Below are 26,332 nucleotides of genomic sequence, written 5' to 3'. Positions count from 1 at the left end.
GGGGGGCCGCGGGGGGTTTGGGGCGGACGCGCGCGCCCACGCCCTTTGCCCGGGGTCAGCCGCGGCCAAAAGGGCGGGCCCCCCCCGCCGGGGGGGGGGCGGGGGGGGGGGGCGCCCCACCGCTGCGTCGCTTGTTCGAGCTCAACTCCGGCGACGGCATCCATGGAAGAGTCGTCGGGGCGTCGTGCCAGCTCGTCACCAACAGGGTGGCTACGAGGTCTCGGCGCAGGGTGCCTCTTGGTCGAAGTGAACACCGGAGAGCTTGTCAGTCATCAAACACTGCCATGCCGCGACCGCACTCGGCGCGAACCCGGTCCCGAAGCCTTCAGATCGCCGGGCTAGCGATCCTGCGCGTTGAAATGGACCGAGTACATCTCGATAAGCATCGACTCGCCCTTGATGGATGCTGTCGCCTCCGCGCCGGTCACGCCGTCGGGAAGCTGGGTCGCTCCGGCCTGCGGGCCGAGTGGCACCGCGATCAGCGGGGGGCCGGGCTGATAAGCAAGCTGCTCACCCTCGCCAGTGATCAGGGCGCGAATGTTGGCGGCAAGGACCTCCGCCTGCTGGCCGGCGGCAAGGGCGGTGTCACGGTCCGCGCTGCTGATATCACCAAGGGCGTACACGCCGTCGACGCCCTTGACCTGCAACCGCTCGTCAACCGACAGATAGCCGCGCGCGTCCCGGGCATTGGCCAGCGCACCACGCACATACCCGGTGGCCGGACGTACGCCGAACGCGCGGAACCAGATGTCGGCGGTGACGGTCTCGCCAGCTTCGGTGGTCACCTCGACCGGGGCCAAGCTTCCGGGCGCGGCCTCCGGCAACTCCCGTAGCGGGCTACCCAGGACCAGCCGGACGCCGAGCTCGTCGAGCTGGCGCTTGAGCTCATCTCGCAGCGCCTGGTCGAACGGGCCGCTCAGAATGTCCGGGCTGACGTCGACAACCGTGATCGTCTTTTCGGGCATGAAGTGCTTGATCTCACCCGCCAGCTCCAGCCCCGCCGGGCCGGCCCCAACGATCAGGCACCGCTGCGCCTTCTGAAGCGCTTCATGCGCACCTTGCAGCGCCGCTTTGGCCCGATGCTGGTCGGCCTCGGCAGCCTTAGCCGGGAACGGGTATGACGACCCGGTCGCCAGGACGAGATAGTCGGGCTCGAGTTCCGCCCCGGACGCCAAGGTGACCTTACGACCCTCGACCTCGACCGCCCGGTCCCGCAGGAACCTGCCATGGCGCAGGAGTTGGTTGAGGGGCATGAAGATTCTGTCGACCCAATCCGGTTGTACGAGCGCACGCCAAGAGGCCACATTGTGCAGGAATGCGTCGGACGGGTCGACAAGCGTGACGTCGGCAATGTCATCCAGCGCCTTGGCGGTGGTCAAGCCGCCGTATCCTCCACCGAGGACGACGACGGAAGGGCGTTTGCCCTTGATGCTGGTGCTGGCTACCACTGACTTACCTCCAGGAAGACCGACATCGACTGTTTCGAGACTTCTTCTTCATGTCGCCGAACGGCACAAGCACGATCAGCGGGTGCTGCCGGACCCGTGCTGATCGACCCAAGCCTGCTTCCGCCTTCGACGATCGTCAAACTACCCCAAAGTTACTTACTACAAGTAAGTGATGTCGACCGGCTGGTAGCGGTTGCGGTGCTCGACGGCTGCGGCTCTGCGCGGTCGATCCCGGCGGACCCGTCACGTGAACGCCGGTAAACCGCTGCCACGCCCGCTCACCGAACTCGAGCGTGCGACCCTGCAGAAGCTGCTCACCGTCGATTTTCCCGGAGCCGAGGATCTACGGGCCCAGCTTCCGCACACCCGGGTCACCGAATGCTGCACCTGTGGGTGCGCGACGATCGCGCTCTCCGTCGACACCTCCTCAGCCGCTCCGGCCGTGGTGACCTCGGGTGCCCCCGTATCCGCCGACATCGGTGACGGAGAACAGCACGCGGGCATCGTTCTGCTGGTCGACAGGACGGTTACCTGTCCTGCCTGGAGGTCTACTCGATCGGGGATCCGGTCGGCGCCTACCCGCCCGTCGAGCGGATCAATCCGTACCCGGCTCGCTGAAGACGTCCGATCCCGCAGCCACGCCCGGCCGGGATCGACGAGCCGGATCGGCGGGCGTCCTCGGGGACCCGGGGGCCTTCGGACGCCGAGCAGGTAGCGGGCGCTGCTCGGGGAAGCTCCAACCGAAGCGAACGGCAGCCAGGCGCACGGACGTGGTCACGACCACGCAGACGAGACCCGCGATCGCGATCGGCGTGCCGAGTTCGGCGAGCAGGATGAGCGTGCCGGCCCCGGCCCCGGCGGCGACGGCATAGAGGGTGCCGACGTGGAGGAAGGAGATCGGCCGGTTCGTGATGACGTCGCGCAGCATGCCGCCGCCGATGGCGCCGATGACACCCACGACCAGCGCTCCGGCTTCACCGACGCCGAGCGAGAGCGCCTTCGAGGCGCCAATCGCGCCGAACAATCCCATGACGACCGCGTCGAGCACGGTGATCAGCCAGTCCGCCCGCGCGAACGCCGGCTGCAGCGCCATGCCGAGGACGGCTGAGGCGCCGGCCACCAGCAGGTACCAGTTCATCCAGACCACGACGGGCGGCTGGTTGAGCACGATGTCGCGGAGCAGGCTTCCGCCGAGCGAGACGGCGAGCCCGATCACGATGACGCCCAGCACGTCGATGCGGCGATGTCGCTCGCCCGCCGCGAACAGGGCACCCTGTAGGCCGCCGAGCCCGGCGGCGAGCAGCTCGATCCACAGCGCTACTGAGAACGGCGTGACGGACATGCGGTCACCCTCCGGGGATGCTCGGGGGCCGGCTCACGTGAGGCGTGTGAGCCGGCCCCCGAGGGGTGGTGGGTGGGTCAGCGGGCGCTGCCGGCGGCGTTCCGCGCGGCGGTGATGATGACGTCGGAGACGACCTCGGGCTGCGTCATGAACAGGGCGTGGCTGGCGGAGACGTTGGTGATCTCAGCGCCGATGCGCTTGGCCATGTGCTGCAGCATGGCCTGGTCGAACGCCTTGTCCTCCGTCGCGATGACGGCCCAGCTCGGCTTGTCGCGCCAGGCGGCGTTCTCGACCGGCGTCGCGAACGCCGCCATGTTGACGGGGACCTGCGTGTCGCGCAGGAAGGCGGCGTCGGCGTCGCTAGCGTCCGCCGCGAAGCCGGCCTTGAACATGTCGTGGTTGAGGAAGCCGTAGCCGTCGTCGGTGACGTCGATGACGAAGTCGGGCGTCGGGGCGAAGCCCTCGTACTGCTGGGCGGTGGTTTCGCCCGCGTCGGGCGCCAGCGCCGACACGTAGACCAGGCCGGCGACGTTGGGATGGACGCCCGCCTCGGTGATGACCGTGCCACCCCAGGAGTGGCCGACGAGGATCGTCGGACCGTCCTGCAGGTCGAGGACTCTCCTGGTCGCCGCGACGTCGTCGGCCAGCGAGGTGAGCGGGTTCTGGACGATCGTGACCCGGTAGCCGCGGGCTGTCAGCCTGTCGTAGACGCCACGCCACCCGGAACCGTCAGCGAACGCGCCGTGCACCAGCACGACGTTCTTGATCTCGTGATCGATCGTGCTCATGATGCTGTTCCCTTCCGTTGCCGCTCTGGCCTGGCCTTCGGCGGATCTTCGGGTAGGCGACTCTCGCCACCTCCGTAGTGCAATATATTGCATGCAAAAACCACCGACAAGTGGGCTCCCTCACGTCGAGGAGCGCGTCGAGATGTCGGGGTGATGCGGTTATGCCAGCTTAATCCGGTTATCCCGCATGGGGCCCCACTTCCGGAGACGACTCCGCCGCAGGGGGCGACCTGAACGAGCCCGCTCCCGATCCACGCCGGACAGGGCCGCCCGCGTTCGGGATTGATCCAGCGAGGAAACGCCGGAGACGGACATCTTCCGGAGCAAATGGGCATCCCGCCCGTCCCACCGCACCTCCAAACGCGCAGGCCGCAGTGCTCGTACTCAACGTACGGCGGGCTCGAGAATTCATCCACGTACCGATTCGGGCCGGTGTCCTTGTTCACGACGGCCGCAACCTCGATCTGCTTGTCGTCCACAAAAAACGGGCGCAATTTCGAATCATCCAAATACCAAAGGCGCGGCACCCGCATTCGCAACAGTTTACGAAAAGGGCCCAGCGCCGGTCGCCGGCACGACGTCGTCGCACCGACGAAAAGCGATCAAGGTGGTAAGTGGCATGGATCTGCAGACACCGTTCCCGCCAAGGACGATCCGATCTGGACTGCCGCACGAGGTTTCCTGGTCCGCAGGGGCGAGGGCACGCTGAGACTTGTCAACGGCGGGCGGGAGGCGACCCGGGTCAAGGTGACCGGAGAGCAGACCGGTGGTCGACTCAGCCTGATGGCGATGGATGTGGCGCCGGGCTGGGGCAACATCCCGCACGCTCACGGTGGTGAGGACGAGGCGTTCTACATCGCGGTCGGAGAATTCCACTTCATCAACGGAGCCGGGACCGTCGACACCGGTCCGGGGACTCCCTCTACGTTCCGCGCCGGACCCGGCACGGGTTCAAGAATTTGGGCACCGAAACGGGCACGCTGATGGTCTTCTACACGCCGGCCGGGGCCGAACAATTCTTCTTCGATCACGGCGACGATCCCGATCCGGCGGGAAATCCGCCGCCGGAGTGGACGGCCGAGAGCCGCGATGGGGGAAGCGCTGGAAGCCCACCGGATGATCCTGCTGCCCAACGGCGACGACTGGGCATGACCATCAAGGCACCGGCCGGTCTCAGCGCACGAGCGCCGGCACGAAGACACCGACGGTGATCGGACGCAGTCGCACAGGACGAGCGGCTGCCAACCCCGGAGGGCTGGCAGCCGCGGTGCCGGACAGGGTGCGGCGACGAGCGTCGGGTTACCTGCTCTCTTCCTGACGGTGGCGGGCGTCGGCGCGGTCGGCGCCGGCCACGTGGTCCCGCACCAGGCGCAGCATCTCGCCGACCGAGCCGGCCGGGTCGGTCACCGGGAACTGGACGGCGCGTACCGTCGCGGAGGGGTCGAGCAGCAGCGTGGCCCGCTTGAGCCGGTCGGTGCCGGCGGCCCGGAAGGTGGGCAGCAGCAGCGCGGCGGCCAGCCGTCCGTCGCCGTCGGAGAGCAGCGGGAACGGCAGCTCGGCGTACGCGGCGAAGGCGGCCAGCTGGTCCGGACGCTGAGTGCTGACACCGTGGATCCGCGCGCCCGCGGCGACGAAATCGGCGGCCCGGGCGGCGTATGTGCGGGACTCGAGCGTGCAGCCGGGAGCCCCTGGGATGTCGTCCCAGTAGGGCGGGAGGCCCTGGACGCTTGGCACGAACGCGCCGGGGAAGCAGTAGAGCACGGTCCAGGCATCCGGGGCGGCGGGCGACACCGCGACGCCGTCGTGGCGTGGCAGGGTCAACTCGGGAAGTCGGCGTCCGACGAGGGCGTGCACGCGGCGCGCCTCCGCCGACCCGGCCGCGGCCGTGGCGGTGAGCGACCCGTCGCCGAGCACGTGCCGGTCACCCCACTCCTGGAGCGCGATCAGCACGGGCAGTAGGCCCTCGCCCTTCGGGGTGAGCAGGTAGTCGTAGCGCGGCGGGCGATCCGTGTAGCGCTGGCGGTGAAGCACACCGCGCTCGACGAGGGCGGCGAGGCGTTCGGTCAGGGCGCGGCGACTCATCCCCAGACCACGTTGCAGGCCGTCGAAGCGGGTCACGCCGCCGGCGATGTCGCGCACGAGCAGGAAGGTCCACCAGTCGGTCAGCACGCCGAGGGACTGCGCGATGCCGCAGTCCGCGTCGGCGAGGTCGACTCTTCTCACACCCACCACTATAGTCAGTTCCATTATGAAACTGACTACCTTCTGGCGCTGGTGGGTCGCCGGCACGACCAGCCACCTCGGCTCGGCGGTCGGCGGGGTGGCCCTGCCGCTGACCGCGCTGACCGTGCTGGACGCGTCCGCCTTCGAGATGGGTCTGATCACGGCGGCCGGCTATCTCGCGTACCTGTTGATCAGCCTGCCGGCGGGGGTGGTCGTGCAGCGCGTGCCGCTACGCGGCATGCAGGTCGCCCTGGACCTGATCCGGGCCCTCGCCATCGCGTCCGTCCCGGCGGCATGGTGGTGGGACGCCCTGACGGTGGCCCAACTGGTCCTGGTCGCCCTGGTCGTGAGCTTCGCCAACGTGCTGTTCGACGTGGCCAACCAGACCTTCCTTCCGGAGATCGTGCCGGCCGCGCAGCTGCAGGCGCGCAACAGCCTCACCTCCGGCACCCACGCGGCCACCCAGCTCGGCGGGCCCTCCCTGGGTGGGCTCGCGGTGCAGCTGCTGGGTGCGGTGCCGACGCTGCTCGTGGACGCCGTCAGCTACCTGCTCTCCGCCGTGCTGCTGCGCACCCTTCCGGCCCGGCGGGTGCAGCGACCGGCCGAGCGGCCACCGATGGTCACGATGATCCGCGAGGGCTGGCACTACGTGCTCCGGCACCCGATCATCGGACCGGCCATGTGGGACGCCACCGCGACGAACTTCGTCTGCGGCGCGATGCTGGCCCTCTTCCCGTACTACCTGGTGCGCGAGCTGCACGCGTCGCCGCTCCTGGTCGGGCTGCTGCTCGCCGCCGACGGGCTGGGTTCGCTCATCGGCGCCGCGCTGACCACCTGGTTCACCGATCGGGTCGGCACCGCCCGCGGCCTGATCCTCGCCGCGTTCGTCGGCGTGGCCGGCGCGCTCATCATTCCGCTGGGCACCGGCGCCGTCGGCTACCTCGCCTTCGCCGTCGGCAACCTCGTCTTCGCGAGCTCCACGGTGGTGCTCAGCGTGACCACCCGCACCTACCGGATGCTCGCCAGCCCGCCGGAGCTGCTGTCGCGGGTCATCGCCACGGTCAAGTTCGTCTCGTGGGGCGCCATCCCGCTCGGTGGCCTGCTCGCCGGCGTCCTGGCCGGGCCGCTCGGCGCCCGCACCACGCTGCTGATCTTCGGGGCGCTCACCGTGCTGTCCCCGATCATCTATCTGTCGACCCCGATCCGCCGGCTGCGCGACCTGCCGCTCGACGCCGCCCCGAAACGCGCCGAGGCCCGGGTATGAACCCACCGTGGCCGGACTCGTGGGGGGGGGGGGGGGGGGGGGGGGGGGGCCCCCCCCCCCCCCGCCCCCCCCGCCCCCCCCCCCCCCCCCGGGCCCCGGGGGGGGGGGGGGCGGCGCGCCCCCCCCCCCCCCCCCCCCCCCCCCCCCGGGGGTCCCCCCCCCGGGGGGGGGGGGGGGGGGGGGCCGGGGCGGGGCGGCCCCCCCCCCCCCACGCCAGTCGGCTAGCGAACCCGCAAGCGCTGGTGGAGCGCCGCGGTGGGAGCGTAGGTCGGGTCACCGGAGTACGCGACGTGGACCGGGTACGTTCCCGCCGAGAGTCCGCCGGTCGCCAGGTCGACGACGGCCGCCCCGTGGATCAGCGGCACCACCTGCGTGGTGCCCGCGAAGGTCACGGCGATCTCACCGGTCACCTCCGCCGCCTTCTGGTGCTGGTGCTGGGCCCGCACGTCGACGCGCAGCTCGAACGTGCCACCACGGACGACCGACGCGGGTGCGGCCTGCGCCTTCACCACGACCCCTGCCGAGCCCGGACGAGTCAGGGTGACCTGCGCCGAGCCGGTCTTGGTCGGGTCGACCACCGAGGTCGCCACGACGGTGAGCGACGACGCGGTCTCCCCGGCGGCCACCGAGAGCACACCGTCCGCGGAGACGGTGGTGTCCGCCGAGGTAGCTCCCTCGACCGACCAGGTCACCGCCGGACTCACGCCCTCGTTGGTGTTCACCTGGGCGCTGAACCGTCGGACCCAGTTCCAGCCCGTCGTCAGCGCCACGTTCGCGGGCGCCACCGAGACGGAGTCGACCCCCGACCACAGGTGGTCCCGGGCGAAGATCGTGAACAGCTGACCCGCCGTCATCCCGTCGTGCGCGCCGGGGACCTGGGCCGTCTCGGCGGTGAATCCCCGGGCGCGGAAGTTGTTCGCGATGGCGTTCTGGGCGTTCAGGTTGCCCTCGAAGACACCGTTGCCGAGGAACACGACGAGGTCGTCGTCCCCGACGGCTGCCGCGATGGTGTCGTAGTCCTGCGTGGTGAGCGACGGGTTGCCGGAGAAGTGCCCGTAGAACTCGAACGTGCTCGGGTAGTTCCGGATGACGACGCCGCCCGTCATCCCGCCGTACGAGAACCCGGCGTAGGCGCGCCCCGAACGCTCGGTCGAGACGTTGTAGTTCGCCTCGATGAGCGGAAGGATCGTCTGGACCAGGTTGTTCGCGGCGTTGGTCTGGTTGTACGAGGCGAAGCCGAGGCTGGTGCCCGTGAAGTGGTTGCCCATGGTGACGACGACGGTGGGCTCGATCTCGCCCCGGGCCGTCATGTTGTCCAGGATGTTCGGGACGTTCGCCGGGACCATGAAGTCGGTCTCGTCACCGAAGATGCCGTGGGCGAGATACGCCACCTTGTACGGCTCGGCGCGGTCGGGGTCGTAGTTGGCCGGCAGGTAGACGCCGAGGTAGTGGCCGCTGTCGCCGAGGATCGTGGTGTACGGGACGTACTGGACGGTGCCCCGCTGCGCGGGGTCCGCCACCGGCAGCTCGTACGCCGCGCGTTCCCGCAGCACCGGGTCGTTCTGCTTCTCGGCGTACGGCACGTACACCGCGTCCAGGACGTCGTTGTTGCGGACGCGGAACGAGGACTCGCCCGGCGGCCGGGGGTTCGACGAGGCGGGATCCCAGATGCGCTTGTTCGCCCAGCCCCGGGTCGGGTCCCAGACCCGGTACCAGTAGCTCAGGCCTCCGGCGTGCAGCGGGAGCGAGACCGACCAGTATCCCTGCGCGTCCCTGGTCATGTCCCGCAGGAACTCGGTGCCGCCGGCGTGGTAACGCCCCGGCCGCCACTCTTCCGGCTGATAGCGCGTGGTGCCGGTGTTGACGTCGAGCAGGGTCAGGTCCCCGGCGAGACGGACCTGGGTGGCGTCGGGATTGCGGTAGACGAACGTGACGGTGTAGCCGGTCGGTGACTGGCCATCCGCCCGGACGGTCGCGCCCTCCACCATCGCGGGCGCACTCGCCGCGGCGGCCGGCGTGGGGGCGACGGCGCCGACGGCGAGTGACATGACCGCGAGCATCGAAGCCGTACGCCAGAGCCGGGGTCTTCCGATCACTGTTCGCATCCGAGCGCGCTCCTTCGTGGTCTCATCTCCCGGTTCCGATCGGGCCGACGGTCCTCCGCGGCTTGCGAAGAGCGGGCCCGCAGGTCGATGGGAGATGTCTGCGGGACGGGACGTGGTGTGTGGTGGCCGGGCCCGGTGCGAGCCCGTTGCTAAATCGCTTTAGCAACGCAGTCTGGCCGGGTGCGGACATCGATGTCAAGGGTGTCCATGGCTGCCACCCGCCCCCCGTCGACCGACCACCCCGGCCGGTGATGGTCGCTGTACCGGCGGCGTGGATCCGGCCGGCTGGGTCGGGGCCGCCGCCCCGATCAGCGTCGGCGGCAGGACAACCGCCGTCCGGCCCGGCTCGACGTGTCCGACGACTCCCCCGCCGCCCGGCCGTGACCCGCCCGGTCCGCGCACCGCGGCCTTGATCAACCGGGCTGGGATAGGATGCGCGTGGAAGGCGTGGATGGGGACGAGTACCGGCGCACGCAGCCAGGAGAGACCCGGGGACGGTGGAAGCCCGGGGGTGTGCGCGGCGGGAAGATCACCCCGGAGCCGTCGGAAGAAAGGCCGCGAGGCCGAGTAGACCCGACCAGACCCGAACGAGAGGGCCGTCCCGACGGCCAAGGAGGGTGGTACCGCGGGGCCCCGGCCTCGTCCCTCCGGCGGAGCTTTGCCACATGCCCCGACGGAGGAGCGATGTACCGCAGCGTACCCACCCAGGTCGATCTGCCCGACCTCGATCATCAGGTCCTGCACTTCTGGCACGCCAACGGCGTCTTCCGCCGCAGCCTCGAACAGTCCGAGGGTCGCCCGGAGTGGGTCTTCTACGAGGGGCCGCCGACGGCCAACGGCATGCCCGGCGCCCACCACATCGAGGCCCGGGTCTTCAAGGACGTCTTCCCCCGCTACAAGACGATGAAGGGGTTCCACGTCGCCCGCAAGGCCGGCTGGGACTGCCACGGCCTCCCCGTCGAGCTGGCCGTCGAGCGTGAGCTCGGCTTCTCCGGCAAGCAGGACATCGAGAAGTTCGGCATCGCCGAGTTCAACGCGCGCTGCCGCGAGTCCGTCACCCGGCACACCGACGCGTTCGCCGAGCTCACCGAGCGCATGGGCTACTGGGTGGACATGGACGACGCCTACCGGACCATGGACCCGGAGTACATCGAGTCCGTCTGGTGGTCGTTGAAGCAGATCTTCGACAAGGGCCTGCTGGTCGAGGACTTCCGCGTCGCGCCGTGGTGCCCGCGGGACGAGACCGGCCTCTCCGACCACGAGCTGGCCCAGGGCTACGAGACGGTCGTCGACCCGTCGGTGTTCGTCCGGTTCCCGCTCACCTCGGGGCCGCTGGCCGACACCGCGGCGCTGCTGGTCTGGACGACCACGCCGTGGACCCTGCCGTCGAACGTCGCGGTCGCGGTGCACCCCGACGTGCGCTACGTGGTGGCCACCGACGGCGCCGAGCGGCTCGTCGTGGCCGAGCCGCTGCTGGCGTACGCGCTGGGCGACGGCTGGGAGCTGACCGGCGAGTCGTTCACCGGCAAGGAGCTGGAGCGGTGGACGTACCGACCGCCGTTCGACCTGGTCGAGGTGCCCGACGCGCACTTCGTCGTGCTCGCGTCGTACGTGACCACGGACAGCGGCACCGGGCTCGTCCACCAGGCGCCCGCGTTCGGCGCGGACGACCTGGCCACCGCCCGGACGTACGGCCTGCCGATGGTGAACCCGGTCCAGTCGAACGGCCGCTTCTCCCCCGACGTGCCGCTGGTCGGCGGGCGGTTCTTCAAGGAGGCCGACCAGCCGCTCATCGAGGACCTCCAGCTGCGCGGGCTGCTGTTCAAGAACGTCCCGTACGAGCACACCTACCCGCACTGCTGGCGCTGCCACACCGCGCTCATCTACTACGCCCAGCCGTCCTGGTACGTCCGCACCACCGCCGTGCGGGACGCGCTGCTGCGCGAGAACGAGCACACCAACTGGCAGCCCACCACGGTCAAGTACGGCCGCTACGGCGACTGGCTCAACAACAACGTCGACTGGGCGCTGTCCCGGCGGCGCTACTGGGGCACCCCGCTGCCCATCTGGCGGTGCGCCAACGACCACCTGACCTGTGTCGGGTCCCTCGCCGAGCTGAGCGAACTGACCGGCACGGACGTGACCGGCCTCGACCCGCACCGGCCGTTCATCGACGAGGTCACCTTCGCCTGCCACTGCGGGGAGACCGCCCGTCGGGTGCCCGAGGTCATCGACGCCTGGTACGACTCCGGCTCCATGCCGTTCGCCCAGTTCGGCTACCCGTACCGCAATGCCGACCTGTTCGAGAAGCGCTACCCGGCCCAGTTCATCTCCGAGGCCATCGACCAGACCCGCGGCTGGTTCTACACCCTGATGGCCGTCGGCACGCTGGTGTTCGACAAGTCCCCGTACGAGAACGTGGTCTGCCTGGGCCACATCCTCGCCGAGGACGGCCGCAAGATGTCCAAGCACCTGGGCAACATCCTGGAGCCCATCCCGCTGATGGACCAGCACGGCGCCGACGCGGTGCGCTGGTTCATGGCGGCGGTCGGCTCGCCCTGGTCGGCCCGCCGGGTCGGGCACACCGCGCTCCAGGAGGTCGTCCGCAAGATCCTGCTGACCTACTGGAACACGGTCGCCTTCCAGTCCCTGTACGGCCGCACCGCCGGCTGGGCCCCGTCGGCCGCGGACCCGGCCCCGGCCGACCGGCCGGTGCTGGACCGGTGGCTGCTCTCCGAGCTGAACACCCTCGTCGCGCAGGTCGACGCGGCCATGGCCGAGTTCGACACGCACCAGACCGGGCGGCTGCTCGCCACCTTCATCGACGACCTGTCGAACTGGTACGTCCGGCGCAGCCGCCGGCGGTTCTGGCGCGGCGACAAGGCGGCCCTCGCCACCCTGCACGAGGCGCTCTCCACGGTCACCCTGCTGCTGGCGCCGCTCACCCCGTTCATCACCGAGCGGGTGTGGCAGGACCTGGTCGTGGCGGTCGACCCGGCGGCCCCGCAGTCGGTGCACCTCGCCTCGTACCCGGTCGCCGACGAGTCCCTGATCGACCCGTCGCTGTCCCGGCAGATGGCGCTCGCCCGTCGGCTGGTCGAGCTGGGCCGGGCGGCCCGGGCCGACTCCGGGATGAAGGTCCGCCAGCCGCTGTCCCGGGCGCTCGCCTCGGCCGGCGGGTTCGACGAGCTGTCGCCCGAACTGCTGGCGGAGGTCGCCGCCGAGCTGAACGTCGGCCGGGTCGACGCCGTCGGCGGTGCCGGCGGTTCACTCGTCGACACCACCGCGAAGGCGAACTTCCGTACCCTCGGCAAGCGGTTCGGCAAGACGGTGCAGCAGGTGGCGAAGGCGATCGCGGCGGCCGACGCCGCCGCCCTGCGCGACTCGCTGCGCGACACCGGTTCGGCGACCCTCCAGGTCGGCGACGAGACGGTGACGCTCGGCCCGGACGAGGTGGTCGTGACCGAGACACCGCGCGAAGGGTGGGCGGTGGCCAGCGACGCGGGCGCGACCGTCGCGCTCGACCTGCACCTCACCGACGAGCTGCGCCGCGCCGGCGTGGCCCGGGACGCGATCCGGCAGATCCAGGAGGCCCGCAAGGGCAGCGGCCTCGAGGTGACCGACCGGATCGCGCTGCGCTACCGGGCCGAGCGGGAGGAGACCGGTCGCGCGCTGTCCGAGCACCGCGAGCTGGTGGCCGAGGAGGTGCTGGCGACCGACTGCGCCGAGGGCGAGCCGTCCTGGCCGGACGCGCAGCCGTTCACCGACGAGTCGCTGGGCCTGACCTTCTGGCTCCGCAAGGCCTGACGGGGGAACCGCCCCGGGCCACCACGGCCCGGGGCGCTCACCGTCGGTCGTTCGGGGTGTCGACGGCCGGCTGGTCGTCGCCGCCACCCGGACCCGCGCCGGAGGTCGCCGCCCGCAGCCGCTCGACGACCGCCCGCGCCGTCCGGTCGTGACCGGCCGCCGCCGCGTCCTCGCCGAGGGCGGTGGCGAGGTCGGCCAGGTGCCGGGCCACCGGGCCGAGGCTGAGCACTCCACTGCCCGCGCCGGCCAGCTCGCCGGCGGCGGGCAGCAGTTCGGCGTACGCGTACCGCATCGCCGGCTCGTCACCGACGGCGAGCGCGGCCCGGGCGGTCAACGCGAGGCGGGCCTCCCGGAGCAGGTCGTGCGGTGACTGCGGCTGCGCCCGCAGCGCGGCGACGGCCTCGTTCCGGCGGCCCGCCCCGGCCAAGGCCAGCGGCTCGACCCACGGCGCGTACGGCCCCCAGTCGGCGCGGGCCGGCACCGCGGCCGGCGCGCTCGTCGGGCTGTCCACCAGGCGCACCGCCAGCAGCGCGAGCGGCAGCAGCCCCCCTTCCAGGCCGGGCATCGCGCCGGAGGGCAACCGCTCCTGCGCCCCGCGGTACGCCACCTCGGCCTCGGCCCGCCGTCCGGTGAGGGCGAGCCGCAGCGCCGCGTACCACCGGGTGAACACCCCGACCAGCGGCAGGTCGTGCCGCGCGGCGAGGGCGTCGGCGGCGGCGGCGTGCGCGTCGGCGGCGGCGAGGTCGCCGAGCGCGGCGCTGGCCTGCACCACGATGAGGCGGCCGAGCACCTCGAACGTCACCAGGTCGTGCCCGGCGGCCACCTCGACCAGGTCCGCGCCGACGCGGCCGCGCTCGGCGGCCAACCCGGTCCGGCCGAAGGTGTGCATGAAGCGGGCGTTGAGCGCGAACGCGAGCAGCCCCGGGTTTCCCACCTGCCGGGCGAGCGCCTCCGCCTCGACCGCCGCCCGGCGCCCCCGGTCGGTGGTGGCGCCGCGCAACTCCAGGGCGAGCGTGCTCAGCAACCGGCTCCGCCGGTCCGGATCGTCCGCGCCGGTGACGGCGAGGACGCCCTCGGCAGCCCGGACGATCCGCGCGGACAGCTCCTCGTCGTCGTTGCGCGTCCACACCGCCGGCACCTCGAACGCGGTCAGCACGGACGCGGTGAGCGCCGGCTCGGCCAGCTGCTCGGCCGTGGCGAGCGCCTCGGCCCGGTACCGGCGGGTCCGCTCCAGGTGCCCGGTCACCGCGAGCGCGCGGCCGAGCCCCATCATCGCCGTCAGCCGGCCCTCGACGTCCCCACCGCCGGCCCGGTCGTGGGTGTCCAGCGCCTGCTGCCACAGGCGGGCCGCCCGGTGCGGGTGGGCGCGTCGCTCGGCCTGCTCGGCGGCGGCGCGGGCGTAGCGGGCCGCGCGGGCGGCCGTGGCCCGGGTGCCGGCCCGGTCGAAGTGGTGGGCGAGGGTCAGCACGTCCTCGGGGCGCAGACGTTCGATCGCCGCACCGGCGAGGGCGTGCCAGCGCGACCGGCGCGGTGCGGACAGGTCGGCGTAGATCGTGTCGCGGACCAGGATGTGGGTGAAGCGCAGGCCGTCGCCCGCCTGCTCGGTGAGGAAGCCGGCGCGCAGCGCGTGGTCCAGGGCGTCGAGGAGCACGCCGTCGGCGGCCACGCCGGGGGCGGTGGGCTCAGGTGCGGCGGGCTCGGGTGTGGTGCCACCGGGTGCGGCGGGATCGGGCGCGGTCACGTCGCTGGTGAGCGCGGCCAGCAGCTCCGGGTCGACGTCCCGACCGAGCACCGCGGCCCGCCGCAGCACCTCCTGCGCCGGCTCGGGAAGCCGCGCCAGGCGGTGCCGGATGACGTCCCGCACCCCGGCCGGCACCCGTTCCAGGGCCGCCGCGCCCTCGGCCGCGAGCAGCCGCGCCAACTCCCGGACGAAGAACGGGTTGCCACCGCTGCGACGGTGGATCAGCCGTACCGCCGACGGGTCCGGGTCCCGCCCGGCCACGGCGCGGACGAGGTCGGCCGTGGCGGGCTCGGTGAGCCCGCCCAGGTAGACCCGGAGCGGTTCGAGCCGGGCGAACCGGGCCAGCGCCGTCGTCAGCTCCGGACTGATCTCGGTGGCCCGGTACGTGGCGACGACCAGCACCGGGCCGGCGACCCGGGTGGGGTCGGCGAACAGGGCGGTGAGCAGGTCCAGGGTGCCCTCGTCAGCGCGGTGCAGGTCGTCCAGCACCAGCAGCACCGGGCCGCGCCCGGCCAGCGTGGACAGTTGCGCCGCCGTCGCCTGGTGCAGGCGGAACCGCGCGGCGGCGGGGTCGACCGCGGCGTCCCCGGTCGGCGTCCCGGCATCGCCGGCCGCCGGCGGCGAGGGTGGGGGCGGGCCGGCCCGGTCGGTCAACTCGTCGGCGATCTGCCGCCAGGGCCAGGCGACGGGTGCCCCCTCGTACTCGGGGCTGCGCCCCCAAGCCGTCGTCCAGCCCCGCGCGGCCAACCGCTCGGTCAGCGCCTCGGCGAGCGCCGACTTGCCGCCCCCGGCCTCCGCCGAGACCAGGACGAGCGCGGGTCGGCCCTGCCGGGCGACCAGGTCGGCGGCCCGGTCGAGGGCGCCGGACTCCGCGTCCCGGCCGACGAACGGACGCCCTCCCGCAGCGGGGACAGGCGACTCGACCGGCGGCGGCGCGTCGGCCTCGACGCTGCCGGCGAGGTCCGGCGGCTCGGCCGGACGCGGCGGCTCGGTCGCACCGACCGACGGCTCGGCCGGATGCGGTGGCGGGCCGGTCAGGTGCGGCGACCCGGCCGGGCCGGTCAGGTGCGGCGCCTGGGCGAGGACGTCGGCCTCCAGTTGCCGCAGCCGGGGCCCCGGGTCGACGCCCAGCCGCGCGACCAGCGTGTCCCGGGCCCGTCGCAGCGCCGCCAGCGCGTCGCCCTGCCGGCCGGCCCGGTACAGGGCGAGCGCCAGCAGGTGCCAGCCGTCCTCCCGCAACGGTTGGTCGGCCGTGTACGCCCGCAGCTCGGTCGCGGCCTCGGCCGCCCGACCCGACGCCAGCAGCGCCTCGGCCCGCCGCTCCACCGCCAGCATCCGCAGCTCGTCGAGCCGGTCGATCTCGGCGCGGGCCCAGGGCTGGTCGGCGTACTCGGCGTAGGCGGGGCCGCGCCACAGGGCGAGCGCGGTGTCGAGCGCGGCCAGCGCCGAGCCGGCCGATCCGGCGGCGATCAGCTCACCGGACTCGCGGACCGCCGCCTCGAACCGCCAGGCGTCCACCGCGTCGGGTGCGAGGTGCAGCGCGTACCCGGGTGGCGCGGTGACCAGCAGCCGGGCGGGCCGGCGGGGTGGCCGGTCGGGTTCCAGGGCGCGGCGCAGGTCGGCCACGAAGGTGCGGATCGCGGCGACGCCGCCCTCCGGGGGCTCCTCCCACAGGTCGTCGACGAGCCGGTCCACCGGCACGACCCGGCCACGGGCGATCAGCAGCCGGGCCAGCACCGCGCGGGGTCGGGCGCCGCGCAGCGGCACCGGGACGTCGTCGGCGCGGACCTCCACCGGCCCGAGCACGCCGAACGTCACCCCCGCCTGCCCGGTCATGGTCTCCAATCTAGGCACGGCGGCGGCCCGCTGCGGCGCCGGCCGGCGCGACGCTTTCTCCGTGCTCATCCGGTGCTCATCGGTGGTGGGCAGGCTTCCGTCGTACCCCGGGCCGGGTCGGTGAGACCGGCGGCCCGGACCGTCGACAGGAAGGCTCGCCGTGGATCTCGGCATCAAGGGTTTCGACTACCAACGCGTGACGGTCGACGAGGGGGTGGCCCTCTCGGCGGCCGTGGGCGGCTCCGGTCCGCCGGTCGTGCTGCTGCACGGCTTCCCCCAGACCCACCTGATGTGGCGACACGTGGCCGCCGATCTCGCCGCGGACCACACGGTGATCTGCCCCGACCTGCGCGGTTACGGCGCGAGCGACAAGCCCGCCGACACCGACGGGGCCCGGTACGCGAAGCGGACCATGGCCGCCGACGTCGTCGCGCTGGCCCGGGCGCTCGGGCACGACCGGTTCGCCCTGGCGGGCCACGACCGGGGCGCGCTGGTCGCCGTCCGGGCCGGCCTCGACCACCCGGACGCGGTGACCCACCTGGCCGCGCTCGACGTGCTGCCCACCCTCGACATGTGGGACGTCCTGCACGGGACGACCGCCGCCGTCGGCTTCCACTTGTACCTCATGGCTCAGCCTCCGGGCTTGCCCGAGCAGCTGATCGCCGGGAGCGCCGACGCCTTCTTCGGGCACTTCCTGGACGTCTGGACCCGGGATCCGGAGGCCATCCCGGCGGACGTGCGGGCGGCGTACCTGGCGGCGTCCCGCGGCGCGGTCACCTCGATCGTTGCCGACTACCGGGCGTCCGCCGGCATCGACGTGACGCACGACCGGGCCGACCTGGCGGCCGGCAACCGGCTGCGGATGCCGGTGACCGTCCTCCAGCAGGACTGGGGTGCCGCGCTCGGCTACGACGCCGTGGCGCTGTGGCGGGCGTGGGCGCCGGACCTGGCGCACCGGACGGTCACGTGCGGCCACTTCATGGCCGAGGAGGCGCCGGCCGAGGTGGTCGCGGAGCTGCGCGCGCTGCTGAAGCGCTAGCCGGCCGCGCGGCGCCTCGGCCGGGGCCCGGGAGCCGGGAGCCGGGAGCCGGGGCCCGGGAGCCGGGGGAGAATTTTCTCCGGGGCCGTCCACCCCTATCCGGCGGCGCGGGCGGACCTGCTGCACCGGCTGCACCAGCTCGCCGAGGCCGCGGCGGCCTACCGGCAGGCGCTCGACCTGGCCGGCACCGAGCCGGAGCGGGCGCACCTGCGCCGCAGGCTGGCCGAGGTCGAGGCCGCCGCCGGGGACTGACGACCGGCGTCAGTGGGCCCGTTCCTCGGCGACCAGCTCGCGGGTTGCCGGGGCGACCTCGTTGGCGAACAGTTCGATCACGGCCGGATCGTCGCCGGCCAGGATGAACGCGCTGACCCCGTGTTCCAGCGCCACCCCGGCCAGGTCCTCCGCCCACTGCTCCGGCGGGCCGTTGAGGAACGACCGCCCGGTGGCGGCGAACTGGCCGCCGATGTTCAGCAGCCGGCGAACCGCGCCCGGGTCCCGCCCGGCCGCCACGGCGGCCTCGTCGATCTGCGCGTTCATGGTCGTCAGGTCGGCCGTGCCGCCTTCCAGGTACTGGAGGGTGGGCAGCCAGCCGTCGGCCACCCGGCCGGTCAGCCGCAGCATGCGCGGCTTGTACGCGCCGACCCAGATCTTCACGTCGTGGGCCGGCGCAGGCCCGCGCTTCGCACCCCGGACCTGGTAGTACTCGCCGTCGACACGGATCCCGCCCGGCTTGTCGGCCGCCCAGACCTCGCGGATCACCTGGATGGCCTCGTCCAGCGCCTGGACCGCCTGGCCGGGGCTGAGCCGCCGGCCGCCCATCGCCGCGATGGCGTCCCAGAACCCGCCCGCGCCGATGCCCAGCTCGAAGCGGCCGCCGCTGAGCAGGTCGAGGCTGGCGGCGCTGCGGGCCAGCACCGCCGGCTGCCGCAGCGGCAGGTTGAGGACGTTGCCGCTGAGCCGGATGCGCTCGGTGCGGGCGGCCACGTAGCTCAGCAGCGTCCAGGTGTCGTGGAACCGTGGCTGGTAGGGGTGGTCCTGGAAGGTGACCAGGTCCAGCCCCGCCCGGTCGGCCGCCACGGCGACGTCCACCGCGTGCCGGACGGGCTGCGCGGTGGGCGTGACGAAGGCGCCGAACAGGAGATCGTGCCCGTAGTCGGTCATGACGTCGTCCTTGAGGTCGAGTCGGAAGCGGGGTCGGGTGCGATGGCGAAGTTGTCGCGGAAGAGGCAGGTCGGGTCGTACCGCGCCTTCAGCGTGCGCAGCCGCGCGAGCGTCCGGGGCGGGAACGCCTCCAACAGGCGCTCCGGCCGCTGGTCGGTCTCGAAGCTGAGGTAGGTGCCCCGGATGTGCGGCGCCATCAGGTCCTCCCAGAGCGCGTCGAGCCGGGCGCGGTTCCGACCGAACGCGGTGACGTGGAAGTTCACTCCCCGGTGGCTCCACGCCATCGCGTCGGGGTCGATGTCGGTGACCGCCCCGCCGACCGACCGGATGTGGAAGAAGTAGACGGCGCCGCTGGCGACCAGGCGGGCGGCCGCCGCGGCGAAGTCGGGCGTGAGGTGCTCGACCAGACCGGTGCGGGACACCGGCTCGCCCTGCGCCCGGTGCGGGCCCTCGGCCGCGTTGGCCATCACCGAGGCGTACGAGGTGATGACCACCTGCTGGTCGTACCCGGGCGCGATGTCGGCGACGGGTTGCAGCGCGGCCACGATCGTGGCGGGATCGTCGGAGTCGACCATCGCCATCACCTGCGCCACCGACGGCTGGCCGGGCCGCGGCCCGCCCATGATGATCGCGGTGGTCAGGTCGCGGGGTGCCGCCTCGACCGCCGCGCCCCAGCGGGTCAGCAGCCCGGCGGGGTCGCTGGCGTCGAGCACGAACTGGGCCCAGCCGACCGGCCCCACCTCGTCGACCTCGAACTCGAACGCGGTGACGACGCCGAAGTTCGCACCGGCGCCGCGGACGGCCCAGAACAGGTCGGGGTTCTCGGTGTCGCTGGCCCGCACCTGGGTGCCGTCGGCTAGGACCAGCTCGACCGCACGCAGGTGGTCGATGGTGAGGCCGTGTTTGCGGGCCAGCCAGCCGACCCCGCCGGCGGTGGCCAGGCCACCGACGCCGACGCCGCCGTAGTCGCCGGAGGTGAGGGCCCAGCCGTACGGCTCGAGGGCGGCGGCGACCTGCATCCACCGGGCGCCGGGGCCGATCCGCACCCGGCGGGTCGCCTCGTCCAGCACCTCGATCGTGTTGAGCCGGCCGAGGTCGATGACGATGCCACCGTCGTTCGTGGACCGACCGCTGATGCCGTGCCCGCCGCTGCGTACGCCCAGGGGCAGGCCCCGGTGCGCGCGGGCGAAGGCGACCGCGTCGGCGACCTCGGCGGGGGTGCCGGGGCGCAGCACCAGGCCGGGCGCGCCGCCACGCAGGTAGTTCGACTGCACGTTCGAGTAGCTGATGTCGCCCGGCTCCACGGCGGTGTCGGCCAGCGAGGCGGGCACCTCGTCGTACGCGATGCCGGGGCGCCGCTTGGCGCGGACGGTGACGCTGCGCCGGACGGTGGTGGGCAGCGGCTCGGGCAGCGCCCGGTCGACGGCCTCGCGCAGCGCCGGTGCGACCTCGTGCGCGAACCGTGCCATGGTGGTGGCGTCGTCGGTCATCAGGATCAGGGTGCCGACGCCCTCCTCCACGACCAGCGGCAGCAGGTCCTCGACCCAACTGTCGGCCGGCCCGTGCAGCAGGCCCTGGCGGTTCGGCGCGAACTGGCCGGAGATGTTGAGCAGCCGCCGGATGTCCGCCGGGTCGCGGCCCGCCTCCCGGGCCGCCTCGTCAATGATCTTGTTGCCGGTGCGCAGGTCGGCGGGCTCGATCGAACCGAGCGTGGGCAGCCAGCCGTCGGCCTTGGCGCCGACGAGCCGCAGCATCCGCGGCCGGTAGCCGCCGAGCCAGATCGGGATGTGGTGGGCCGGCAGCGGGCCGGGCTGGGCGCCGTCGAGCCGGTGGTGTTCACCGGCGTAGCGCAGCGGCGTGGGGTCGCCGGCGTCGAGCATGGCGCGGATGACGTCGATCGCCTCGTCCAGCGCATCGACCGACTCGCCCGGGCTCAGCCGCCGACCGCCCATCGCCTCGATCGCCGTCCAGAACGCGCCGGCGCCGAGCGCGAGGTCCAGCCGCCCGCCGGAGAGCAGGTCGAGGCTGGCGGCGCTGCGGGCCAGCACCGCCGGGGACCGCAGCGGCACGTTGAGCACGTTCGCGGCGAGGTGGATCCGTTCGGTCTTCCCGGCGACCCAGGACAGCAGAGTCCAGGTGTCCAGGAACGCCGGCTGGTACGGGTGGTCCTGGAAGGTGACCAGGTCGTAGCCGAGTTCCTCGCTGAGTCGGGCGAGCGCCACGGGCACGTCCGGCGTCGCGTTCGTCGGCGTGACGAACGTGCCGAACTCCAGGCGGTGACGGTAGGTACCTGACACGACTCCCCCAAAGGTTGATGCGTCAACCAGTGTACGACCACCTCCCGGAACCGCCACTGTGAGGCCCGTCATCGGCGCCGGGATCTCGCCGAGCCGCCGGCCCGGGGACCGCGAACTACGCTGGTCGGATGGGTGATTCCGGGAACTGGCTCGACGACCGCGAGCAGCAGGTCTGGCGCACCTTCCACCGGCTGCGCAATCAGCTCACGCTGGCCCTCGGGCAGAGCCTCCAACAGGATTCGGGCATCTCCGAGGCCGACTTCGAGGTGCTCGCCGCGCTCGCCGCCGCCCCGGACCAGACGATGCGCGCCCGCACCCTCCGCGCCGAACTCCAGTGGGAGAAGAGCCGCCTCGCGCACCAGATCCGCCGGATGGAACAGCGCGGCCTGGTCGCCCGCGAGGAGTGCGTGGAGGACGGCCGGGCCCCCCTGGTCCGGCTCACCGAGGCCGGTCGGACCACCATCCGGTCCGCGGCGCCCGCGCACGCCGCCCGGGTGCGGGAGCTGTTCTTCGCCGGGCTCACGCCCGCGCAGGTGGAGGCCCTGCACGAGGCCGCCGACGTGGTCCTGTCGCGGCTGCACGGCAACTGCCCGGCGGAGGCGCCGTGACCTCGACCGACATAGACTGCCGCCATGGGGAAGCGGGCGTGACCAGGCACGCGGGGAGTTCGGCGCCGAACGGCCATCTCTGCTGGGTCTACGACGACCCGACGACCTTCGCCAGCGATGCGCGGGACTTCCTGCTCGACGGGCTGCACGCCGGCGAGCGACTCTGGTATGTCTGCGCCGGGCCGTCCGAGCCGGTCCTCGCGCGCCTCTCCGCCGTCCCCGCGCTGCGCGACGCGCTGGCCCGCGGAGCGGCCGAGGTGGTGCCGCTGAACGGGGCGTACCGCTCCGGGGCGGTCGTCGACGGACCGGCCCAGGTGCACGCGTACGCGGAGGCCACCGACGCCGCGCTCGCCGCCGGCTACCGCGGGCTGCGGGTGGTCGCCGAGGCCACCCCGCTGGTCCGCACCCCCGCCCAGTTGGACGCGTTCGCCCGCTACGAACACCTGGTCGACCGCTACATGCGGGCGCGGCCGTTCGCCGCGATGTGCGCCTACGACCGGCGGGAGCTGGACGCCCGGACGATCGCCGAGCTGGCCTGCCTGCACCCGCACACCAACGCGGCCGAGGCACCGTTCCAGCTGTACGCGACCGGGCCGCTGGGCGACCGGGCCGGGCTCGCCGGCGAGCTGGACCCGACGGGCCACGACCTGTTCGCCACCGCGCTGGAGCGGGCCGACCTGCGTCCCGTCGACGGCCGGCTGGTGCTGGACGCACCGCAGCTGCGCTTCGTCGACCACCGCACACTCCTGCTGCTGCGGGACTACGGCCGGCGTCGCGCCGCCACCGTCGCGCTGCGCTCCGCGAACACCGCCGCCGCGCGGCTGGCGACCCTGCTCGGCCTCCCCGGCCTCGAGGTGGAGGCGGCTCGATGAGGACGGGGGCGGCCGCCGGCCACCGGGGCTACTACCACGAGGCGGTCTGCTACGACTCCGACGACGAACTGCTGGCGGTCGCGCTGCCGTTCCTGTGCGGCGGGGTCGAGGCCGGCGAACCCACCTTCGTCGCGCTCGGCGAGCGCACCGCCGGGCTGGTCCGGGCCGCGTTGCCCGCCGGGACCGAGGTGGAGTTCCTGCCGGGCGGGGACGTCTACGCCCGCCCCACCGCCGCGATCCGCTCCTACCGGAAACTGTTGGCCGCTCAGGTCGCCGCCGGGGCCGGCCAGATCCGGATCATCGGTGAGCTGCCGCAGGTCGCGTTCGGGGCGACGTTCGACTGGTGGGCGCGCTACGAGTCGGCGATCAACCACGCGTACGACGACTTCCCACTGTGGAGCATGTGCGCGTACGACGCCCGGACCACGCCGCCGCACCTGCTCGACGAGGTGGGGCGTACGCACCCCCGGTTCGCCACCGCGGACGGCCGCCACGTGCCCAGCCCGACCTACACCGACCCGCCGACGTACCTGCGCGAGCAGCGGCCCGCGCCGCCCGACCCGTTGCAGGCCCGTCCGCCGCTGATCGAGCTGACCGACCCGACGGCGGCGGACGCGCGAGCCGCGGTGCACGCGGCCGACCGGGGCGTCCTGCCCGCGGACGACGTGGACGACCTGGTCGTCGCCGTCAGCGAGACGGTCACCAACGCGCTGCGGCACGGCGTGCCCCCGGTGCGGCTGCGCGTCTGGGCCGGCACCGACCGGATCGTGGTCACCGTGACCGACGGCGGCGACGGCCCGAAGGACCCGTACGCGGGGCTGCTCCCGGCCGGCAACGGCGCGACCGGTGGCCTCGGCCTGTGGATCACCTACCAGTCCTGCAACCACGTGTGCCTGCACCGCCACGCGCACGGCTTCACGTTGCGGCTCACGGCCGGCAACCCGCACTGAGCGCGGCCGCGGGTTGCCGGCCCGCCGGCCGGGCACCGACCGGTCGGGTGACGGCCCCCTTTCACCGCCTCCAACCCGCCCTCCGGCCGCCTTTCCTAGTGACCGGCGGCGGCACGACGGACCAGCCGGCGCGCCTCGTCCGGTGGCACGCCGGTGGCACGCAGCAGGTCGTTGGCCGCGGTCCGCAGCTGGGAGACGACGATGGCCCCGGAGAAGCCCACCTCCTGGCGGCAGGCGGCCCCCGCGTGCCGGACGGCCGCCAGCACCCGCTCCCGGGTGTCCACCGGCTCCTCCGCGGCGAGGAACTCCCGGTGCAGCAACCGGACCGCGTCGCCGAACCGGTCGACGGCCGCCGGCAGGTCGGCGGGCACCGGCTCGTTGTCCCGCAACGTCGTGCCGATCCGGCGAACCATGGTCCGGCTGTTGCGATACGCCCGGTCCAGGTGTTCGGCCCCATGCCGGTAGGCGTCGAGGACCCGGCGGCGGCGCCAGCGGACCGGGGAGAGCCGCACCACCTCGTGGGCGGCGTTGACCGCCTCGCCGAGCCGGTCGAGCTGCGACTCGCCGGCGCGCATCCGGCGCAGCACCTGATCCGCGCGGCTCGCATCGCCCGCGGCCAGCGCCCCCGCCGATTCGGTGAGCTCCCGGGCGAACCGGTCCAACGTCGGATCCGCCACCCGCCGGACCGTCCGCATCGGGTTCAGCGGAGCCAGCACCAGCACCACGAACAGACCCACCACGGCCCCGATCAGCGCGTTGACCGTCCGGGGCAGCTCCAGGTCCGGCGTCGTGGGGGTCAGCGTGGCGACCAGCACCGCCGTACCGCCGGCCTGGGTCATCAACGCGCCGGTGCCCCGGACGGCCGCAGCGGCGGCGATCGCGAGGAAGACGATCGTGCCAGTCTGCCAGGGGCCGGTACCGAGCGCGAGGATGAGCAGGTCACCCACGGTGATTCCGAGGAGCACCCCGATCACCAGCTCGACGGATCGCCGGGCCCGGCCGCCGAGTGCGGCGACGATCACCGTGACCGCGGCGGCCGGGGCGAACGTCGGTTCCGTGTTACCCACCAACCGCCGGGCCACCACCCAGGCCAACGCCGCCGCCATTCCGGCCTGCACCGCCAGGATCAGGTACGTGCGCAGCCGGCGGTAGCTGCCCCGACCGGCATCGGCCACCGGCCCGGGGACCCGCGCCCGCACGCTCTCGCTGGACGGCATGGGCGCGCATACCCGCACCGCACGGCAGGGAACCTAACCCGGCGCCGGGTAGGCCATCGTGCCGGTCAGCGCCACCACGCCGGGCAGCCGGGTGTCCTGGCGGAGGAACTGGGCCACCACCGGCACCGTGGAGCGCAGCAAGCAGCCGTACGGCCGGTCGAGCACGACCGCCTCCGGATCGATCAGGTCGTTGATCCGGACGTGTCGGATCCGCCGGGCGGCGACCGTGATCCGGTACGGCCCGACCGGCTCGGCGTCGCAGTAGTAGAGGTCGAGACTCAGCGCCGCATCCGTGTCGGTGGCGTTGAGCACGCACAGCTGGTCGAAGCTGGTGAGGTCGGGCTCCCGGCCGTTGCTGGGGAACGGGACGTGCCCACCCGGCACGACCCACACCCGCGCACCGATCTCCGGCATCACGCCTCCTCCAGCAGCCGGGCCAGATCGGGGGCGAGGAAGACGCCGTCCGGGTCGAGCCGCCGTCGCAGCTCCTGGAAGTCGTCCCAGCGCGGGTAGAGCGGGCGCAGCTCCCGGGCGGTCAGCCAGTGCTTCTTGCCCCAGTGCGGGCGCCCGCCGTACTGCCGGAAGACCGCCTCCACGTCCCGGAAGTACTCCTCGTACGGCAGGCTGGTGTTCTGGAGGCAGGCGATGGTGACCGTCGGCCGCCCGTACGCGTTGCTCAGCCAGATGTCGTCGGCCGCGATGGTCCGCACCAGCACCCGCCAGCCCGCGACCCTCCGGTGCCGCTCCCGGACGCGGCGCCGGACCTCGGCGAAACAGGCGGCGAACGCCTCCGCCGGAAGCATGTACTCGATCTCCTCGAACCGCAGGTCCCGGGCCTGCGGGATGGTGCGGTGCGTCGGACCCGCCTTGATCTCCCTCGGCGCCCGCCACGGGTCCGACCCCGGCACCCGGCCCATCGACCACGTCCGCTCGCCCGGCGCCTCGTCCGTCCTGTTCATCGTGCGGATCTGGGTGAGGTCGCTGCGCGGATACCAGTAGAAGTCGGCGTTGCGATTGGTGTGCACGAGCTCGGCCAGGTGGTCGAGGGTCCAGTCGACGTGCGCGCACCACGCCCGGCGTCGCAGCTCGTAGCGCGGCTGCACGTCGAGGGTGACCCGGGTGACCACCCCCAGCGCGCCCAGCGAGAGCCGGACCGCCGGCAGCAGCTCCGGGTTCCGCTCGGCCGACACGTCCAGCAGCTCACCCGTTCCGGTGACCAGGCGTACGCCCGTGACCTGCGTGCTCAGGTTGCCGAAGCCGAATCCGGTGCCGTGGGTGCCGGTGGCGGTAGCCCCCGCGATCGACTGGTAGTCGACGTCGCCCAGGTTGTCCATGGCGAGCCCCGCGTCATAGAGCCCCTCGCCCAGGGCGGCCAGCTTCGTGCCGCCCCAGACGGTGGCCCGGTCCCCGCCGTCGGCGATCACGCCGGCCATCCGGTCGAGGCCGAGAAGCACCCCGTCGGTACGGACCAGCGGGCTCGACGAGTGGCCCGAACCGACCGGCCGGATCGTGGTGGCGTCCTCCCGGGCGCGCAGGACCAGCCGCCGCACCTCGTCCTCGTCGCCCGGCTGCGCGTACTCGCCGGGCGTGAACCTGAGGCTTCCGGACCAGTTGACGAACGGCTCCGCCACGAC

The 26,332-nt window shown here is 73.1% G+C and carries 18 protein-coding genes; 7 read left to right on the top strand and 11 right to left on the bottom strand.

What is annotated here, in order from left to right:
* Nucleotides 1-338: 338 nt before the first annotated feature.
* The 3 genes from ACIBTV_RS07720 to ACIBTV_RS07710 form a co-directional block, all read right to left on the bottom strand.
* Complete coding sequence (locus tag ACIBTV_RS07720; RefSeq protein WP_396703217.1) at nt 339-1,448, bottom strand: NAD(P)/FAD-dependent oxidoreductase; 1,110 nt, start codon at nt 1,446-1,448, stop codon at nt 339-341.
* Nucleotides 1,449-2,043: 595 nt separating this feature from the next.
* Nucleotides 2,044-2,790, bottom strand: coding sequence for a trimeric intracellular cation channel family protein (locus ACIBTV_RS07715; RefSeq protein WP_396703216.1), 747 nt, complete (start codon nt 2,788-2,790; stop codon nt 2,044-2,046).
* Between the two features lie 77 nt (nt 2,791-2,867).
* Nucleotides 2,868-3,578, bottom strand: a complete 711-nt coding sequence (locus ACIBTV_RS07710) for an alpha/beta fold hydrolase (RefSeq protein WP_396703215.1) — start codon at nt 3,576-3,578, stop codon at nt 2,868-2,870.
* A 432-nt stretch (nt 3,579-4,010) separates the two neighbouring features.
* Here ACIBTV_RS07710 and ACIBTV_RS07705 point away from each other — a divergent pair, with 432 nt between their 5' ends.
* Nucleotides 4,011-4,562 (top strand): hypothetical protein, encoded by a 552-nt coding sequence (locus ACIBTV_RS07705; RefSeq protein ID WP_396703214.1) that lies wholly within the window; start codon nt 4,011-4,013, stop codon nt 4,560-4,562.
* Between the two features lie 315 nt (nt 4,563-4,877).
* Here the strand turns inward: ACIBTV_RS07705 and ACIBTV_RS07700 are convergent, their stop codons facing one another.
* Nucleotides 4,878-5,801, bottom strand: coding sequence for a winged helix-turn-helix transcriptional regulator (locus ACIBTV_RS07700; protein ID WP_396703213.1), 924 nt, complete (start codon nt 5,799-5,801; stop codon nt 4,878-4,880).
* Nucleotides 5,802-5,826: 25 nt separating this feature from the next.
* Between ACIBTV_RS07700 and ACIBTV_RS07695 the strand changes: the two genes are divergently transcribed.
* Nucleotides 5,827-7,065, top strand: coding sequence for an MFS transporter (locus ACIBTV_RS07695; protein WP_396703212.1), 1,239 nt, complete (start codon nt 5,827-5,829; stop codon nt 7,063-7,065).
* A gap of 221 nt (nt 7,066-7,286) precedes the next feature.
* On the opposite strand, the gene ACIBTV_RS07690 is transcribed toward ACIBTV_RS07695, so the two are convergent.
* Complete coding sequence (locus ACIBTV_RS07690) at nt 7,287-9,170, bottom strand: alpha/beta hydrolase-fold protein (protein WP_396703211.1); 1,884 nt, start codon at nt 9,168-9,170, stop codon at nt 7,287-7,289.
* Between the two features lie 684 nt (nt 9,171-9,854).
* Here ACIBTV_RS07690 and ileS point away from each other — a divergent pair.
* A complete protein-coding gene (gene ileS, locus ACIBTV_RS07685) occupies nt 9,855-12,977 on the top strand; it encodes an isoleucine--tRNA ligase (RefSeq protein WP_396703210.1) in 3,123 nt (1,040 codons plus the stop codon).
* A gap of 37 nt (nt 12,978-13,014) precedes the next feature.
* Here the strand turns inward: ileS and ACIBTV_RS07680 are convergent, their stop codons facing one another.
* Entirely contained in the window at nt 13,015-16,623 is a 3,609-nt protein-coding gene (locus ACIBTV_RS07680; protein WP_396703209.1) for a BTAD domain-containing putative transcriptional regulator, read from the bottom strand.
* Nucleotides 16,624-16,714: 91 nt separating this feature from the next.
* On the opposite strand from ACIBTV_RS07680, the gene ACIBTV_RS07675 reads away from it, so the two are divergent.
* On the top strand, nt 16,715-17,593 hold the full coding sequence (locus ACIBTV_RS07675; protein ID WP_396703208.1) for an alpha/beta fold hydrolase: 879 nt from the start codon (nt 16,715-16,717) through the stop codon (nt 17,591-17,593).
* A gap of 261 nt (nt 17,594-17,854) precedes the next feature.
* On the opposite strand, the gene ACIBTV_RS07670 is transcribed toward ACIBTV_RS07675, so the two are convergent.
* The gene (locus ACIBTV_RS07670) at nt 17,855-18,754 is read right to left on the bottom strand and encodes an LLM class flavin-dependent oxidoreductase (RefSeq protein WP_396703207.1); all 900 of its coding nucleotides are present in this window, start codon (nt 18,752-18,754) and stop codon (nt 17,855-17,857) included.
* The gene (locus tag ACIBTV_RS07665) at nt 18,751-21,051 is read right to left on the bottom strand and encodes an LLM class flavin-dependent oxidoreductase (protein ID WP_396703206.1); all 2,301 of its coding nucleotides are present in this window, start codon (nt 21,049-21,051) and stop codon (nt 18,751-18,753) included. Before ACIBTV_RS07665 ends, ACIBTV_RS07670 begins: the two co-directional genes overlap by 4 nt.
* Before the next feature lie 128 nt (nt 21,052-21,179).
* Here ACIBTV_RS07665 and ACIBTV_RS07660 point away from each other — a divergent pair, with 128 nt between their 5' ends.
* From ACIBTV_RS07660 to ACIBTV_RS07650, 3 genes are read left to right on the top strand one after another with little or no spacing between them, the layout of a single operon-like run.
* Nucleotides 21,180-21,659, top strand: coding sequence for a MarR family winged helix-turn-helix transcriptional regulator (locus ACIBTV_RS07660; protein WP_396703205.1), 480 nt, complete (start codon nt 21,180-21,182; stop codon nt 21,657-21,659).
* A gap of 38 nt (nt 21,660-21,697) precedes the next feature.
* A complete protein-coding gene (locus tag ACIBTV_RS07655) occupies nt 21,698-22,531 on the top strand; it encodes an MEDS domain-containing protein (RefSeq protein ID WP_396703204.1) in 834 nt (277 codons plus the stop codon).
* Entirely contained in the window at nt 22,528-23,481 is a 954-nt protein-coding gene (locus tag ACIBTV_RS07650) for an anti-sigma factor RsbA family regulatory protein (RefSeq protein WP_396703203.1), read from the top strand. The genes ACIBTV_RS07655 and ACIBTV_RS07650 overlap by 4 nt, the downstream gene beginning before the upstream one ends.
* A 95-nt stretch (nt 23,482-23,576) precedes the next feature.
* Here ACIBTV_RS07650 and ACIBTV_RS07645 read toward each other — a convergent pair whose 3' ends face one another.
* The 3 genes from ACIBTV_RS07645 to ACIBTV_RS07635 are packed head-to-tail and all read right to left on the bottom strand — an operon-like array spanning nt 23,577 to nt 26,329.
* Nucleotides 23,577-24,698 carry an aromatic acid exporter family protein gene (locus ACIBTV_RS07645; protein ID WP_396703202.1) on the bottom strand — a complete coding sequence of 374 codons (1,122 nt, stop codon included), beginning with the start codon at nt 24,696-24,698 and terminating at the stop codon, nt 23,577-23,579.
* 33 nt (nt 24,699-24,731) lie between these two features.
* Nucleotides 24,732-25,112, bottom strand: a complete 381-nt coding sequence (locus tag ACIBTV_RS07640; protein WP_396703201.1) for a sensory rhodopsin transducer — start codon at nt 25,110-25,112, stop codon at nt 24,732-24,734.
* Nucleotides 25,112-26,329: a D-arabinono-1,4-lactone oxidase gene (locus ACIBTV_RS07635; protein WP_396703200.1), complete on the bottom strand. Its 1,218-nt coding sequence runs from the start codon at nt 26,327-26,329 to the stop codon at nt 25,112-25,114. The genes ACIBTV_RS07640 and ACIBTV_RS07635 overlap by 1 nt, the downstream gene beginning before the upstream one ends.
* Nucleotides 26,330-26,332: the final 3 nt, after the last annotated feature.

This window comes from Micromonospora sp. NPDC049366 (assembly GCF_044466625.1).
Lineage (GTDB): Bacteria > Actinomycetota > Actinomycetes > Mycobacteriales > Micromonosporaceae > Micromonospora.
Note: the sequence above shows the minus strand (reverse complement) of the source record. Positions and strands in the feature narration are given on the sequence as shown.

What these genes read in the sequence shown, in the direction of transcription:
- ACIBTV_RS07715 (WP_396703216.1), bottom strand. Translation starts at nt 2,790, where the DNA reads ATGTCCGTCACGCCGTTCTCAGTAGCGCTGTGGATCGAGCTGCTCGCC.
- ACIBTV_RS07710 (WP_396703215.1), bottom strand. Translation starts at nt 3,578, where the DNA reads ATGAGCACGATCGATCACGAGATCAAGAACGTCGTGCTGGTGCACGGC.
- ACIBTV_RS07695 (WP_396703212.1), top strand. Translation starts at nt 5,827, where the DNA reads ATGAAACTGACTACCTTCTGGCGCTGGTGGGTCGCCGGCACGACCAGC.
- ACIBTV_RS07690 (WP_396703211.1), bottom strand. Translation starts at nt 9,170, where the DNA reads ATGCGAACAGTGATCGGAAGACCCCGGCTCTGGCGTACGGCTTCGATG.
- ileS (WP_396703210.1), top strand. Translation starts at nt 9,855, where the DNA reads ATGTACCGCAGCGTACCCACCCAGGTCGATCTGCCCGACCTCGATCAT.
- ACIBTV_RS07680 (WP_396703209.1), bottom strand. Translation starts at nt 16,623, where the DNA reads ATGAGCACGGAGAAAGCGTCGCGCCGGCCGGCGCCGCAGCGGGCCGCC.
- ACIBTV_RS07670 (WP_396703207.1), bottom strand. Translation starts at nt 18,754, where the DNA reads ATGACCGACTACGGGCACGATCTCCTGTTCGGCGCCTTCGTCACGCCC.
- ACIBTV_RS07660 (WP_396703205.1), top strand. Translation starts at nt 21,180, where the DNA reads ATGGGTGATTCCGGGAACTGGCTCGACGACCGCGAGCAGCAGGTCTGG.
- ACIBTV_RS07650 (WP_396703203.1), top strand. Translation starts at nt 22,528, where the DNA reads ATGAGGACGGGGGCGGCCGCCGGCCACCGGGGCTACTACCACGAGGCG.
- ACIBTV_RS07645 (WP_396703202.1), bottom strand. Translation starts at nt 24,698, where the DNA reads ATGCCGTCCAGCGAGAGCGTGCGGGCGCGGGTCCCCGGGCCGGTGGCC.
- ACIBTV_RS07640 (WP_396703201.1), bottom strand. Translation starts at nt 25,112, where the DNA reads ATGCCGGAGATCGGTGCGCGGGTGTGGGTCGTGCCGGGTGGGCACGTC.